Annotated in this window: 12 protein-coding genes; 7 read left to right on the forward strand and 5 right to left on the reverse strand. The window is 58.6% G+C overall.

Features of this window, described 5'->3' with window-relative positions:
• Positions 1–280 precede the first annotated feature (280 nt).
• Together LT85_RS06760 and LT85_RS06765 are read left to right on the forward strand one after the other, a co-directional pair.
• Positions 281–1,306: a YcaO-like family protein gene (locus tag LT85_RS06760; protein ID WP_038486847.1), complete on the forward strand. Its 1,026-nt coding sequence runs from the start codon at positions 281–283 to the stop codon at positions 1,304–1,306.
• 83 nt (positions 1,307–1,389) lie between these two features.
• Positions 1,390–1,878 carry a GNAT family N-acetyltransferase gene (locus LT85_RS06765; RefSeq protein ID WP_038486849.1) on the forward strand — a complete coding sequence of 163 codons (489 nt, stop codon included), beginning with the start codon at positions 1,390–1,392 and terminating at the stop codon, positions 1,876–1,878.
• 7 nt (positions 1,879–1,885) lie between these two features.
• On the opposite strand, the gene LT85_RS06770 is transcribed toward LT85_RS06765, so the two are convergent.
• From LT85_RS06770 to LT85_RS06790, 5 genes are all read right to left on the reverse strand, one after another.
• The gene (locus LT85_RS06770) at positions 1,886–2,401 is read right to left on the reverse strand and encodes a hypothetical protein (RefSeq protein ID WP_038486851.1); all 516 of its coding nucleotides are present in this window, start codon (positions 2,399–2,401) and stop codon (positions 1,886–1,888) included.
• 225 nt (positions 2,402–2,626) lie between these two features.
• Positions 2,627–3,844 (reverse strand): YncE family protein, encoded by a 1,218-nt coding sequence (locus tag LT85_RS06775; protein WP_081992120.1) that lies wholly within the window; start codon positions 3,842–3,844, stop codon positions 2,627–2,629.
• A 57-nt stretch (positions 3,845–3,901) separates the two neighbouring features.
• Positions 3,902–4,717 carry a creatininase family protein gene (locus LT85_RS06780; RefSeq protein ID WP_038486854.1) on the reverse strand — a complete coding sequence of 272 codons (816 nt, stop codon included), beginning with the start codon at positions 4,715–4,717 and terminating at the stop codon, positions 3,902–3,904.
• 256 nt (positions 4,718–4,973) lie between these two features.
• Positions 4,974–6,041, reverse strand: coding sequence for an aldose epimerase family protein (locus tag LT85_RS06785; RefSeq protein WP_038486857.1), 1,068 nt, complete (start codon positions 6,039–6,041; stop codon positions 4,974–4,976).
• Positions 6,038–7,303, reverse strand: coding sequence for a XylR family transcriptional regulator (locus LT85_RS06790; protein ID WP_052134779.1), 1,266 nt, complete (start codon positions 7,301–7,303; stop codon positions 6,038–6,040). The genes LT85_RS06785 and LT85_RS06790 overlap by 4 nt, the downstream gene beginning before the upstream one ends.
• A 310-nt stretch (positions 7,304–7,613) precedes the next feature.
• On the opposite strand from LT85_RS06790, the gene xylA reads away from it, so the two are divergent.
• From xylA to LT85_RS06815, 5 genes are all read left to right on the forward strand, one after another.
• Entirely contained in the window at positions 7,614–8,930 is a 1,317-nt protein-coding gene (gene xylA, locus LT85_RS06795; RefSeq protein ID WP_038486862.1) for a xylose isomerase, read from the forward strand.
• 2 nt (positions 8,931–8,932) lie between these two features.
• The gene (xylB, locus tag LT85_RS06800) at positions 8,933–10,435 is read left to right on the forward strand and encodes a xylulokinase (protein WP_038486865.1); all 1,503 of its coding nucleotides are present in this window, start codon (positions 8,933–8,935) and stop codon (positions 10,433–10,435) included.
• A 146-nt stretch (positions 10,436–10,581) separates the two neighbouring features.
• The gene (gene xylF, locus LT85_RS06805; protein ID WP_437177292.1) at positions 10,582–11,562 is read left to right on the forward strand and encodes a D-xylose ABC transporter substrate-binding protein; all 981 of its coding nucleotides are present in this window, start codon (positions 10,582–10,584) and stop codon (positions 11,560–11,562) included.
• Positions 11,563–11,645: 83 nt separating this feature from the next.
• Entirely contained in the window at positions 11,646–13,226 is a 1,581-nt protein-coding gene (gene xylG / locus LT85_RS06810) for a D-xylose ABC transporter ATP-binding protein (protein WP_038486871.1), read from the forward strand.
• Positions 13,223–14,362 (forward strand): sugar ABC transporter permease, encoded by a 1,140-nt coding sequence (locus tag LT85_RS06815; protein WP_038486874.1) that lies wholly within the window; start codon positions 13,223–13,225, stop codon positions 14,360–14,362. Before xylG ends, LT85_RS06815 begins: the two co-directional genes overlap by 4 nt.
• The last annotated feature ends 180 nt before the right edge of the window (positions 14,363–14,542 follow it).

Raw genomic sequence — 14,542 nt, forward strand, 5'->3', positions numbered from 1 at the left:
CGGGCAGGGGTAACCGCAACCGCGCCTGCGACGGGCGGGTGAGACAACATGCTGCAGCAAAAAGGGCCTATCCAAAGTAGGCCCTTTTTTCATTGTCCTCAGATTCATCGGTCGATTTGAGAATTGCACGCTGCGTACAACTATCAAAATTGCCAGTTGTTTCATGAAAGCGTGGCTGATATTCTGTTTTAGATACCCCTACGTGACTAGAAAGACAAGTCGGCCTCATGCGGCGCGCCCGCATGGAAATTGCTGAACGATTCGGGAGTCATCGAATAATATGCTGCCTGAGTTGACCGAATCCCGCTTTGAAGTCCTGCAACATGAGTTCTTCGGCATACCTGTGCACAGCACCTCCTTCCCGCATCCTCTTGATATGCAATTGCATTGTGTGGAAAGCGCCGTCAGGTTCACCAGCTTCGGCCATGAAGAACATGCCTATTTCGGGCATTCGGCAAGGAACGACATGGATGCCGCCGTGTTTGTCTCGTGCTGCGAAATACTCGAAAGAATGCTGGCAGCGCACTCACTATTCAGCGAAAAGCAAATTGCCGGCGGTTTCATGGGGCACTATCTGTTTCGCCAGGGCCAGGCTGGCCCTTATTTTGCGCAACAATTATTGTTGAAAGAAAAAGATACGGAAGCAGCCGCCAGTGGCCTCGGGCTGCATCGCGATCTCACGACCGCCGTCGAGCACGCCGCCCTGGAACTGGTGGAACAGCATGTATTGCTGTCGATGTGGTACGCAGAACGGCCGCTGGTGCAGCTGGATGCGACGGAATACCTGGACAACGGTTATTACATTTCCTACTACACCACGGATGACCGGTTGCCCTTTGTGCTGGCGGTGCTGAGCTCGGCTGACCAGAATGTCTTTTTTTGCGGATCCGCTGTCAAATGCCGATTTTCCGAAGCCTTCGATCACGCACGCAGCGAGGCTTTGCAGCAGTCGGCGACATTTTTCGTCAAGGGATTATTTTCGCCGATCAACGGCAACCTGGCATTCCATGGCAAGGTGGCGGAGACCATTGCAAGGGTGGCGTATCTGCGCGGCGCCAGCGCCGCCGCCATGCACGCGCATCTGGCGTCGAAGGTGGTCGCCCTTGCCGGGAAAGTGCGCAAGGCCAATGATTTCAAGGAGATCCTGGGGCTGGTGTTCAGGAGACTGGACGATATCCACTACGTGGCGCTGGGACGATGGCAGGATTTCGTGCTCGTCAGAGCAATGATCGATGAAGCGTTGACCAGGAGCCAGATGCGGCATGCCTACCGGTCGACCGGCCATATTCCCGATCCGTTCTTCTGAGCCTTACTCTTTACCGAATCCGCAGCCAGGGGTAATCTGTTGCCATGGCTGGTTCAAGATCTGGCCACAGAAAGCCGAAACCCATGGATATCCATTATAAGAAAATCGACCTGAACGGTCATTTCGAGCGGGCGCTGAAATTCAGGCTGGATTCCTTCGTCTGCAGTTTCGGCTCCGACAAGGAGTTCTGGCAGGAAGCCGGCGCAGATGGGAGCATCTATCGCGATAAGATGGAACAGCGCAAGGATGATGCCGACTGGTTCTACTTCCACGTTTGGCACGCCGGGCGTATCGTCGGCCAGCTGGAATTCCGCGGCTTCTCAGAATGGGAAAAGCTGGGTTATGTGCAGCTGTTTTATCTGATCCCGGAATACCGCGGGATCGGCGTCTTCGACCAGTTGCATCGCTTCGTCGAAGACACCTTGATCAATGTCGGCTGCAGTGGCGCCGTACTAGCCGCCAGCAAAACCAATCTGCGCGCGCTAAAGGCTTATGAGCGACTCGGCTGGTATCGGATGGGGCCGAATCCCAAGCATGAAATGACGGATTTTTATCGTCTCGACTTTAGTTGAGACGGCTTTATTTGACGCCGTTGCCGGTGGGTTCGGCGCGCACCACGGTGGTGTGGTCGACTTCATCTTCGTTGCCGAGATCAAGCTCGGCCCTGACGGCATACATGGAACCCTTGGGCACGACGATGGTCAGGATTTCATCGTACTCGGCCCCCGGCTCTATCTCGTAACCGTCCAGATAGCGTTTCAAGAGATCGGTGCTATACGTCAGCGGCAAGGCGTCCAGCCGCATGATGCCGTCCTTGGCGTCGCCAGGAATCTTCCTGACAGTGACCAGCAAACCGTCTTGACCCGGCCTGACCATTACTTTCCCGATGTTCTTCGGCTTGACATGAATCACCAGCAAGCTTTGCGTATCTGAATACGCTTGTGTCTCGGCCGACACCAGTACCTGGATATTGGTATCGGTGCTGCCAATCACTGTAAACTGGTAAACAGCCCACGCGCCACCGGCAATAATGGCAATGATCGTTACGGATTTAAGGAGAAAGTCGACCCAGTCGCGTGCTTTCTGAATTTCCATAGAATGTTGCTTTCCGCTGTTTTTTTGAAATTCGACGTCTCCGCTGATAATTTTGCGGCTGCAAGTGGAATAAACGCGAATTAGCGCAAGCAGGTTGACTTGCCTGACAATAAACCAGGATATCGAGCTGCGGGACGGGTGGTATGAGGCAGGTCTTGCGGAGAGGCGGAAAGGGGCGGGAGTGCCGGCGCACCGTCATGGCGCGCCGGCTTGCACTGCGGACGTTTAACGCATGTTGCCGGTATGCCCCAGCGAATAGCGGCCCGGTTGCGGCCAGACGGTGAGGCCATGCGGCTCCATGCCGACCGGGATCGATTTGACTTCGCCGCTGGTAGTGTCGATGGCGTAGACGACATCGTCAAAGCGCCCCGACAACCACAGCATCTTGCCGTCGGCGCTGACATTGCCCATGTCCGGACTACCGCCGCCAGGGATAGGCCAGGTGTTCAGCACCTTGCGCGTAGCAAAATCGATCACCGACACGCTGCCTTTGCCGCGACGCGGGCCGTGCACCTTGTTGGAGCCGCGATTGGCGACATACAGCTTGCTGCCGTCACGGCTTGGATACAGGCCGTGGGTGCCGATGCCGGTTTTGATGAAATCGATCTTGGTGAAGCTTTCGCCATCCACCACGTACACGCCGTCAGCCATCATGTCGGCGACATAGAACACCTTGCCGTCCGGCGAAATGCGGATATCCTGCGGCATGCCTTTCTTGGCCAGTTGCAGATAACCGACCACCTTGCGGTTGACCATGTCGATCTTGGCCAGGCTGCCTTCGAACTCGCAGGTGAACAGCGCATACTTGCCGTCTATCGAGAAGTCCGCATGGTTGATCCCTTTGCATTGCGGTACTTCAATGCTCGATTTCAGCGTCATGGTATGCGCATCGCGGAAATCCAGCCGCGCATGCGCTTCAACCACGACGATGGCTTCCTTGCCGTCGGGCGTGAAGTACATATTGTAAGGATCGTCGACCATCACTTCCTTGCCCGGCTTGCCGGTCTTCGGATCGATTGGCGTCAGGCTGCCGTCGGGCCGGCCTTCGGCGTTATTCGCCACCCACAGGGTTTTCAGATCCCAGGACGGCACCACGTGTTGCGGGCTGTAGCCGACCTTGTATTTGTCGACCACCTTGAGCGTCGCCGGATCGATCACATACACTTCATTCGAACGCAGGTTCGGTACGTACACGCGCTGCAATGCACCCGCCACGGCTGGGCTGAAATGGCCGGCGGCAGCTTCGCTGTAAAGGTTGGCGGGATTGACCACCGGCGGCATGCCGGCCACAGTGGTGATAGCTGACGTTGCTGACGTTGCTGGCGTCGCTGGCGCGGCAGAGACAATGCCGGCGCAACAGGCGCCGGCGATGCCGACGGCCAGGGCCATGCGCGACAGGCGATTGCGCAAGAATTTAGACCGGTGATGAGACTGGAATTGCATGACTGTTCCTTTTATTAAGTGGAGCGTAATGAATGAAGGCGGCAAGATGCAAATGCATCAGCGTCCTGCAGTATCTTTTTTGATCGCGGCGATGGTGCGCGAGATGATCGCATCGATGCCGAGCTGGCCGAGTTCTGCGCTAGAGCGGCGCGGATCGCCACCGTAGACGCCATCCGCCAGGCCGAGTTTCGGCGCATTCTTCAAGCGTTCCTGGCGTACCATCTGCGGCGCTACCGCCAGTTGCAGCGAAGTATCCGCCAGGCCTGCATGCGTGCCGATCTCGTCGTCGCGGATGCCGCGCTGGCGCAGGATTTTGGCGTAGCCGTCGGAGCTGGCGTCATAATATTCCGGCGGCACGAAGGCGCGCGCAGACGAGCCCGACCAGGCTTTGTTCAGCTGCGCCACGACCAGTTTGACGTCATTCTGGTAGCCGCCGTGATCGCCCAGGAAAACCACATTATTGAAACCATGGATCTTGAAGCTGTTGGCGGCGGACACTAGCGTCTTTTCAAACACATCGTCGCTCACCGTGATGGTGCCGGGAAAACGCATGTGCGATGTCGGCGGCGCATAGCCGCCCTCCGGCACATAGGCGATGACCGGCGCCACCAGAGCATTGCCGAGTCCTTCGGCGATGCGTTGCGATAGTACCTTGACCCGCGCATTGTGCTTGCCGACCGCGACATCCGGGCCGCTTTGCTCGGTGCCGCCGATAGGGATGATGATGGTGCTCTTGCCGGCCTGGACCTGGTCGCGCAGCTCAGTCCATGTCAGGTCTTCCAGGAAGACGGTTTTAGGGGTTTGCGCCATGACCGCGTGGCTGGCGGTGACAAGCAGGGCGGAAGCAAAAAGATGTCGTAAGAGGGGGCGCATGAATGATCTTGAGGTCCTGATTGATGATGCCTGTGTGTTTGAAAGACGAAAACTAAAACGTTAGCAGCGGTTTGGCGTCAGCCCTTGCAGGAAAGAGGGTTGTTAATCTGATATTCGATAGTAATCCGGCAATAGTTTAGCGCATGACCGTCAATCCCGCTCTTATCAAGGGCAATCCGCTGCTGCCGATTTTCCGACGCTGATGAGACACAGGCCGATACAGTTGGTTCAGTTGGTTCATTAGCGCGGACGACGATTATCGCACCGTCAGCTGGTACGTCGTGGTTTGGCGATACAGCTGGCCCGGTCGCAGTATCACCGCCTCCGCGTCGGGGCCGTTGATCTGGTTGGGATAAGCCTGCGCTTCCAGGCAAAAGCCGTCATGTTTCGCATAGGCGCCAGCGCCCCGGCCCTGTACTCCCGCCAGGAAATTTCCGCTATAGAACTGCAAGCCATTCTCGGTCGTAGATACCGACAGCAGGCGACCGGAACCAGGATCGTAGACTGTCGCCACCTCTCTCAAGGGTTGCGCATTGCGGATCTGGCCCGGCACAGGCAGGCCTGGATGTTGCGGGCGCAAGCAATAGCAATGGTCGAAGCCGCCAGCCACCTTAAGTTGTAGATCGGGCCAGGCCAGGCGCGGCCCGATAGGTGCCGGCTGGCGGAAATCGAAGGCGCTGCCGGCGACTGTGGCGGCATCGATCGGAATCAACTGGGTATCGATCTGCAGATACTGATCGGCAGCGATAGCCAGGATGTGGTCGTAGATATCGGCGCTGCCGCCGTTCAGGTTGAAGTAGCCATGCGAGGTCAGGTTAAGCGGCGTCGGCGCATCGCTGCTGGCGCTGTAGTCGATACTGAGGCGGCCGTCGTCGTCCAGGCTATACAACACCGATACCTGGACGTTGCCGGGATAACCGGCATCGCCTTCCGCCGATTCCAGCGTCAGCCGTAAACCTTCCGGCTCGACGCTGGCCCGCCAGGGCGCGAGATGAAACCCGGCGTCGCCGCCGTGCAAATGATTATTTCCTTCGTTGCGGTCGACCAGATAGTCGGCGCCATCCAGCGTAAAGCGGCCGTTGGCGATGCGGTTACCCCAGCGCCCGATCAGGCCGCCGAAGTAGGGCGGGTTGCTTTGGTAGCCCTCGCAGTCCGGATAACCCAGCAGGATGTCGGCCACGCGGCCGTAACGGTCTGGCGCCCACCAAGAGACCAGCGTGGCGCCGCGGTCGCTGATGGTGACCCGCATGTCATGAGCGTTGCGCAGGGTGTAGAGAGTGACGCCGTGGTCGGCGGCGGTGCTGGTGATCGAAGCGTGGGTCATATGGTGTGGTTCTTTTCTGTGTTGTCTGTGTCGTCTGTGTGCTTGGCGGCAGTCATCCGGTCCTGGTATTCACGCGGGGTGCAAGCCAGTTCGCGCTTGAACACAGCATGCATGTACTGCACCGAGGTAAAGCCGCAGCTGACGGCGATTTCGGCGATGCTGCGCGCCTCCTGTTTATCGTCAGGCTGGTTGTCCTGATTGTCCTGATGATTCGCCAGCATGCGCTTGGCGGCGTCCAGCTTGAAACGCAAGATTTCGTCATGCACGCTGCGCCCCAGCTCACGGCGGAAATACCACTCCAGCGATGAGCGCGAGACGCCGACATAATCGGCCACTTGTTCCGTCTTGATGCCCTGGCAGGCGTACTGGCGGATGAAATGCATGGCTTGCATCACATGCGGATGATTGAGCGCTTCATGGCGGCTCGACGCCAACACGTTGATGCCGGCCGGCGGCACCAGGATGCGCGTGCCGGCCAGCCGTGCGCCATGCAGCATCTGGTGCAGCAGGTGGGCGGCGCTGCGGCCCATTTCCCGCGTGCCCTGGATCACCGAACTGAGCGGTACACGGGTCAGGATGCGCGCCAGCGGATCGTTGTCGATGCCGATCAGCGCCACCTGTTCCGGCACCGCGATGCCGGCGCACAGGCAAGCCTGCAGCAACTGGCGCGCACGGGCATCGCTGACGGCGATGATGCCGACCGGCTTGGGTAGCGTCTGCAGCCAGGCAATCTGCTGTTCCACGGCGGTATCCCAAGACGGCGCGCTGGTGCCGACGCCGCGATAGATCTCGCCCTGCATGCCGTCGCGCTGCATCAGCGTGGTGAAGGCCTTCTCGCGTTCCTGGGCCCAGCGGTTGACCGTCGCTTCCGGCAGGCTGAAGCAGGCAAAACGGCGCAAGCCGGCTTCAATCAAATGATCGTAGGCCAGCTTGACCAGCTTGAAATTATCGGTCGCGACATAGGGCGTATCCGGTGGATAGTCGCTCTCATCGGCATACGATCCGCCCACCGCCACCACCGGCAGGCTGACCCGCGCCAATGCTTCGCAAGCGGCCGGATCGTCGAAGTCGGCGATGATGCCATGGCCCTGCCAGCGCTCTATGCCTTGCAGGCGGCAGCGGAAATCTTCTTCCAGGAACAGATCCCACGAAGCGCGCGTGCTGCTCAGGTACTCGCCGATGCCGGCAATGATGTCGCGGTCGAAAATCTTGTTGCCGTTGAACAGCAGGGCGATACGGTGCACGGCGGGTATTTTTGTCATCCTGCTTTCTCCTGGCGTTTCTTGACTATTGCAAGCGTGGGTCCAGTCATCTCGCTGTGCTTGTCAATTTGTTACTGGCATGCTTCCTTCTTTGGCTAACGGCCCGCTTGCCCTGATTGTACCGAGCACGGCCCACAGCGTCAGTCCAATCGCCGTTTTGTGCACCTGCAATAGAAAGAATCGCTATCGCGCTTGGTGGATTTCGTAATTGTGAAGCGCTCGGGCCGGTTGCTAGTATGGCGCCACACCACCACAGCGAGACCCTGCCTTAGCAGCGGAGCCCGCGCCACTATCTGACTGGAGACTACCGATGAGCTATTTCCCTGCCGTTGCACCTATCATGTTTGAGGGAAAGCAAGCACAAACGCCGTTGGCTTTTCGCCATTACGACGCCAACAAGCTAGTGCTGGGCAAGCCGATGCGCCAGCACTTGCGCATGGCGGCCTGTTACTGGCACAGCTTCGTCTGGCCCGGCTCCGACGTATTTGGCGCCGGCACTTTCCGCCGCCCTTGGCATGAAGGCGGCAATGCGATGGAAATGGCGCACAAGAAAGCTGACGCCGCCTTCGAATTTTTCACAAAGCTAGGCATCGACTACTACACATTCCACGATACCGATGTCGCGCCGGAAGGCGCCAGCCTGGCGGAATACCGTAACAATTTTGCACAGATGCTGGATGTGCTGGAACGCAAGCAAGAACAGACCGGCGTCCGGCTGCTGTGGGGCACCGCCAACTGCTTCAGCAATCCACGCTTCGCTTCCGGCGCTGCCAGCAATCCCAATCCGGAATTGTTTGCCTATGCCGCGGCGCAGGTGTTCACCGCGATGAATGCAACCCAGCGCCTTGGCGGCGCCAACTATGTGTTGTGGGGCGGCCGCGAAGGGTATGAAACGCTGCTCAACACCGATCTCAAACGCGAACGCGAACAGCTGGGCCGCTTTATGAGCCTGGTGGTTGAGCACAAGCACAAGATCGGCTTCAAAGGCACATTGCTGATTGAACCCAAGCCGCAGGAGCCGACCAAGCACCAATACGATTACGACAGCGCTACGGTGTACGGCTTCCTCAAGCAGTACGGCCTGGAACGCGAGATCAAGGTGAATATCGAAGCCAATCATGCAACCCTGGCCGGTCATAGCTTCCACCACGAAATCGCCACCGCGGCATCGCTCGGCATCCTCGGCAGCATCGACGCCAATCGCGGCGATCCGCAGAACGGCTGGGATACCGACCAGTTTCCCAACAGTGTCGAAGAACTGACCCTGGCCACTTATGAAATCCTGAAGGCGGGCGGCTTCAACAACGGTGGCTATAACTTCGACTCCAAGGTACGTCGCCAGAGCCTGGACGAAGTCGATCTGTTCCACGGCCACGTCGGCGCCATGGATGTGCTGGCGCTGTCGCTGGAACGCGCCGCAGGCATGATCGAAAACGACCTGCTGGAAAAATTCAAGGCTGAGCGCTACGCCGGATGGGACAGCGCTTTTGGACAGGAAATGCTGAGCGGAAAACTGAGCCTGAGCGAGATCGCCGAACACGCCTTTGCCAAACAACTCAATCCGCAGGCCGTTAGCGGCCGCCAGGAAATGCTGGAAAACCTGGTCAACCGCGCCATTTTCGGCTGATCATGTTCATCGGCATTGATCTAGGCACATCCGGCCTCAAGGCAATCCTGCTGGACCGTCAGGACCGGGTGCTGGCAAGCGCCAGCCAGCCCTTATCGCTGTTGCGGCAAGCGCCGCAAAACATCTTGTGGCGCGAACAGGATCCGGCGGACTGGTGGGTGGCTTGCGAGCAGGCCGTGGCGGCGTTGCTGCTGGCGGCAAAAGAGCAGGGAATTGCCGCCGATGCGATCGAGGCCATCGGCCTTACCGGCCAGATGCATGGCGCTACAGTATTGGATCGCGCAGGCCGTGTCTTGCGACCTGCGATTCTATGGAACGACGGCCGTTCGTTTGCCGAATGCGCCGAGTTGGAACGACGTGTGCCGGCTGCCAGGCAGATTACCGGCAACCTGATGATGCCCGGCTTTACCGCACCCAAGCTGTTGTGGCTGTCGGTGCATGAATCGCAGTTATTCGAACAGATCGCCAAGGTGCTGTTGCCTAAGGACTGGCTGCGCTACCAGCTTACCGACGACTACGCCAGCGACATGTCGGACGCCGCAGGCACCATGTGGCTGGACGTTGGCAAGCGTGACTGGAACGAAGAGTTGCTGTGGGCAACCGGTCTCAGTCGCGCCCATATGCCCGCACTGTACGAAGGCCAGCAAATCACCGGCGTACTCAAGGCGGAATTGGCCCAGCGCTGGGGATTGCGGCAGATACCGGTAGTCGCCGGCGCCGGCGACAACGCAGCCGGCGCGGTCGGTGTCGGTATCGTTCAGCCAGGGCAAGCCATGCTTTCACTAGGTACGTCGGGTGTGTATTTCGCTGCCTGCGATGGCTTTCACGCCAATCCTGAACGCGCCGTCCATAGTTTCTGTCATGCCTTGCCTGCAACCTGGCATTTGATGTCGGTCATGTTGTCGGCCGCTGCCTGTCTTGAATTCAGCGCTCAACTGACCGGCTATGCCGACGTTGCAGCGCTGCTGGCAGATGCCGAGCAGCGCGGCGCAGGAGATATCGCCATCGATGCGCCCCTGTTCCTGCCTTACCTGAACGGCGAGCGCACGCCGCACAATAATCCTAACGCGCAGGGCGTGTTTTTCGGCATGCGCGCCGGCACCACACGCGCCGACCTGGCGCTGGCGACGCTGGAAGGCGTTGGATTCGGCCTTAGCCAAGGGATAGATGCGGTTGACAGTTGCGGCGTTACCGCTGAAGAAATCACGCTCATCGGCGGTGGTTCACGCAGCGCTTTCTGGGCGCAGATGCTGGCAGATATAAGCGGCCGGCGGCTGGTGCGGCGACAAGGCGGCGATGTCGGCCCGGCGCTGGGCGCGGCGCGGCTGGCACGGATTGGCGTGGCCGCCGACAGCGGCGATGGCGCTTCCCTGAATGAAATCTGTCCAGTGCCGCAACAGATCGCCGCGTATGACCCCAATCTCCAGCGTCATGCGCAGTTCGTACGGCGTAGAGAGAAATTTGCGTTGTTGTACCAGCAGTTGCTGCCTGTGTTTTCAGCTTGATTTTCAGTTTGATTTACAGCATGAGAAGTTGATCGCAATCCGTAGCACCCGTAGTCCACCTGGCAGCACTATACGAAGTTAACTAAAAACGAATGATTGGAGACCATGTAATGAACAAAATCATGAAAAAGAGCGTGTTGGCGTTGATGTCGGTAGCCGTGTTTTCACTCACCAGTTCGGCCGCGATGGCTGACGCCAAGAATCCCAAGATCGGCTTTTCGATCGACGACCTGCGGGTCGAGCGCTGGGCCCGTGACCGCGATTTCTTCATCGCCGCTGCCGACAAGCTGGGCGCCAAAGTGTTCGTACAATCGGCCGACGCCAGCGAGCAACGGCAGATTTCACAGATAGAAAACCTGATTTCACGCGGCGTCGATGTCATTGTGATCGTACCGTTCAACGCTACCGTGCTGAGCAACACCATCAAGGAAGCAAAGAAAGCCGGCATCAAGGTGGTCTCGTACGACCGCCTGATTCTCAATGCCGATATCGACGCCTACATATCTTTCGACAATGAAAAAGTCGGCGAGATGCAGGCCGAGGGCGTGCTCAAGGCCGCGCCTAAAGGCAATTACTATCTGCTCGGCGGCTCGCCCACCGACAATAACGCCAAGATGCTGCGCGAAGGCCAGATGAAAGTGCTCAAGCCGTCGATCGACAAGGGCGATATCAAGATCGTCGGCCAGCAATGGGTCAAGGACTGGAGCGCGACAGAAGCTTTGTCCATCGTTGAAAACGCCTTGACTGCAAACAACAACAAGATCGACGCTATCGTTGCTTCCAACGACGGCACCGCCGGCGGTGCGATCCAGGCGCTGGCCTCGCAAAAAATGGCCGGCAAAGTGCCTGTCTCTGGACAGGATGCCGACCTCGCGGCAGTCAAGCGCGTGATCGCCGGGACGCAATCCATGACTGTCTACAAGCCGCTCAAGCTGATTGCTTCGGAGGCGGCAAAATTGTCGGTGCAGCTGGCCCGCAACGAAAAACCTGTCTACAACGCCCAGTATGAAAACGGCGCCAAGAAGGTCGACACCATTCTGCTCAAACCAACCACGCTGACCAGCGCCAACGTCAACCTGCTGGTCAGCGACGGCTTCTATACGCAGGCGCAGATCAGCAGCAAGTAAGGTTTCGCAGCTGCATACACTGACAGAACGCGCGACGCAGGATCCTGCGCTGCGCGTCCATTCAACGACTGCGAGAGATTTACATGTCCGACTATCTGCTGGAAATGCAGGGAATCGTCAAGGATTTCGGCGGCGTCCGCGCACTTGACGGCATCGACATCAAAGTACGGGCCGGCGAGTGCCTGGGGCTTTGCGGTGAAAACGGCGCAGGAAAATCCACCTTGATGAAAGTGCTGTCAGGTGTTTATCCGCACGATACCTGGCAGGGAGAGATCCTGTGGCAAGGCCAGCCCTTGAAATCGCAATCGATGCGCGATACCGAAGCGGCCGGCATCATCATCATCCATCAGGAACTGATGCTGGTGCAGGAACTGTCGGTGGCAGAAAATATTTTTATGGGGCATGAGATAACGCTGCCGGGTGGCCGCATGAATTATCCCGCAATGTACAAGCGCGCCGGCGAACTCATGCGTGAACTGAAAATGCCGGACATGAATGTGGCGCTGCCGGTGATGCAATACGGCGGCGGCCATCAGCAACTGGTGGAAATCGCCAAGGCGCTCAACAAGCAAGCCAAATTGTTGATCCTGGACGAGCCATCGTCGTCGCTGACCTCATCGGAGATCGCGGTGCTGCTGGATATCATCCGCGACCTTAAGGCCAAGGGCGTCGCCTGCGTCTATATCTCGCACAAGCTCGATGAGGTCGCTGCCGTATGCGATACGGTGGCCGTCATCCGCGACGGCAAGCACATCGCCACTACGCCCATGCACGCGCTCAACGTCGACCAGATCATCACTCAGATGGTAGGGCGGGAAATCACCGCCATGTATCCGGACCAGGAGCATGAGATTGGCGATGTGATGTTTGAAGCGCGCCATGTCACCTGCTACGACGCCGACAATCCAAAGCGGAAAAGGGTGGACGATATCTCCTTTACTTTGCGGCGCGGAGAAATCCTGGGCGTCGCCGGGCTGGTCGGCGCCGGCCGCACCGAGCTGGTCTCAGCCCTGTTCGGTGCTTATCCTGGACGCAGCCATGGGGAAGTCTGGCTGGACGGTGTCAAGGTCGATACCAGCACGCCGCTGAAATCGATCCGGCTTGGCCTTTGCATGGTGCCTGAAGACCGCAAGCAGCATGGCATTGTGCCGGATTTGAATGTCGGGCAGAACATCACATTGACCATACTCAAGGATTTTTCTCGCCATAGCCGTATCGACGCCGAAGCGGAACTGAAAACCATCCATGGCGAAATATCCCGCCTGCAGTTAAAGACAGCCAGTCCGTTCCTGCCCATCACCAGCCTGTCTGGCGGCAACCAGCAAAAGGCGGTGCTGGCAAAGATGCTGCTAGCACGGCCCAAGGTGCTGATCCTGGACGAACCGACGCGCGGCGTCGATGTCGGCGCCAAGGCAGAGATCTACCGGCTGATGGCGGAACTGGCGCGGCAGGGCGTAGCGATCATCATGGTTTCTTCCGAACTCGCCGAAGTGCTCGGCGTCTCCGATCGCGTGCTGGTGATCGGCGAAGGCAAGCTGCGCGGCAATTTCATCAACCACGACCTGAGCCAGGAAACCGTGCTGGCTGCAGCCATAGACCAGTCGTCGCAATACCAAGCGTTACAGCTGGCGGCAAGCGCCGGCAATCTTCAGGAATCACTATGAGTGCAATCAATATCAAGCAATTGTTCCGGCAGTACAAAATCATGGCCTTGCTGATTGCCATCGCCATCATCTGGGCCTTCTTCAGCTGGAAAACCGAAGGCGGCTTCGTCACGCCGCGTAACCTGTCCAACCTGTTGCGGCAGATGTCGATTACCGGCATCCTCGCCTGCGGCATGGTGCTGGTGATCATCGGCGGCGAAATCGACCTGTCGGTCGGCTCCATGCTCGGGCTGCTGGGCGGGATCGCCGCGGTGCTTGACGTTACCCATCATTTGCCGTTGCCGCTCAACCTGGCGCTGGTATTGGTGCTAGGGCTGTGCTTTGGCCTGTTCAACGGCTACCTCACAGCTTATATGCGGATTCCATCGTTCATCGTCGGTCTCGGCGGCATGTTGGCGTTTCGAGGGATTCTGCTGGGCGTCACCGGCGGTCTCACCATCGCCCCGGTTTCCAGCGACATGGTGTATCTGGGGCAGGGCTATTTGCCGCCGCAACTAGGCATTGCGCTCGGCTTCGGCCTGTTTGCGCTGGCGGTGGGATTGACCTGGCGTCAACGCAGCAACCGCCAGCAACATGCCTTGCCGGTGCCGCCGTTGTGGCGCGACGCCTTGCGCGTAGCAATGATTGCTGCAATCTTGCTGGCCTTCGTGCGCACGCTCAACACGTATGACGGCATCCCGGTGCCGGTCTTGCTGCTGCTGGTCTTGCTCGGCCTGTTTAGCTACATCACCACGCAAACGGTGTTCGGCCGCCGCATCTATTCGGTCGGCAGCAACATGGAGGCGACCCGCCTGTCGGGCGTCAATGTGCAAGCAGTGAAGCTATGGATCTTTGGCATCATGGGCGTGATGTGCGCGCTGGCCGGCCTGGTCAATACCGCACGTCTTGCGGCCGGCTCGCCGTCCGCCGGCAATATGGGCGAGCTGGACGCAATCGCCGCCTGCTTCATCGGCGGCACCTCGATGCGCGGCGGTTCCGGCACTGTCTACGGTGCGCTGATCGGGGCGCTGGTGATGGCTAGTCTTGACAATGGCATGTCAATGCTGGATGTCGACACCTACTGGCAGATGATCGTCAAGGGCAGCATCCTGATGCTGGCGGTGTGGGTGGATGTCAGCACACGCTCCAGCCGTTGACAACGCTGGCCAACCTGTTGCAGGCGTCAACGGTATGTACAGTACAGTTGGCGTCAAATCGACCTGGCCTGTTTGTATGAGGGAGCCCTGACGCATCCGGCGTGCGCATGATAGGCTTGCACATTGATGAATCCCGTTTAAACGAGACTCCATCATTCAATTTGCACCGGCCCTGCCTTG

It is taken from the genome of Collimonas arenae (assembly GCF_000786695.1).
GTDB lineage: Bacteria > Pseudomonadota > Gammaproteobacteria > Burkholderiales > Burkholderiaceae_D > Collimonas > Collimonas arenae_A.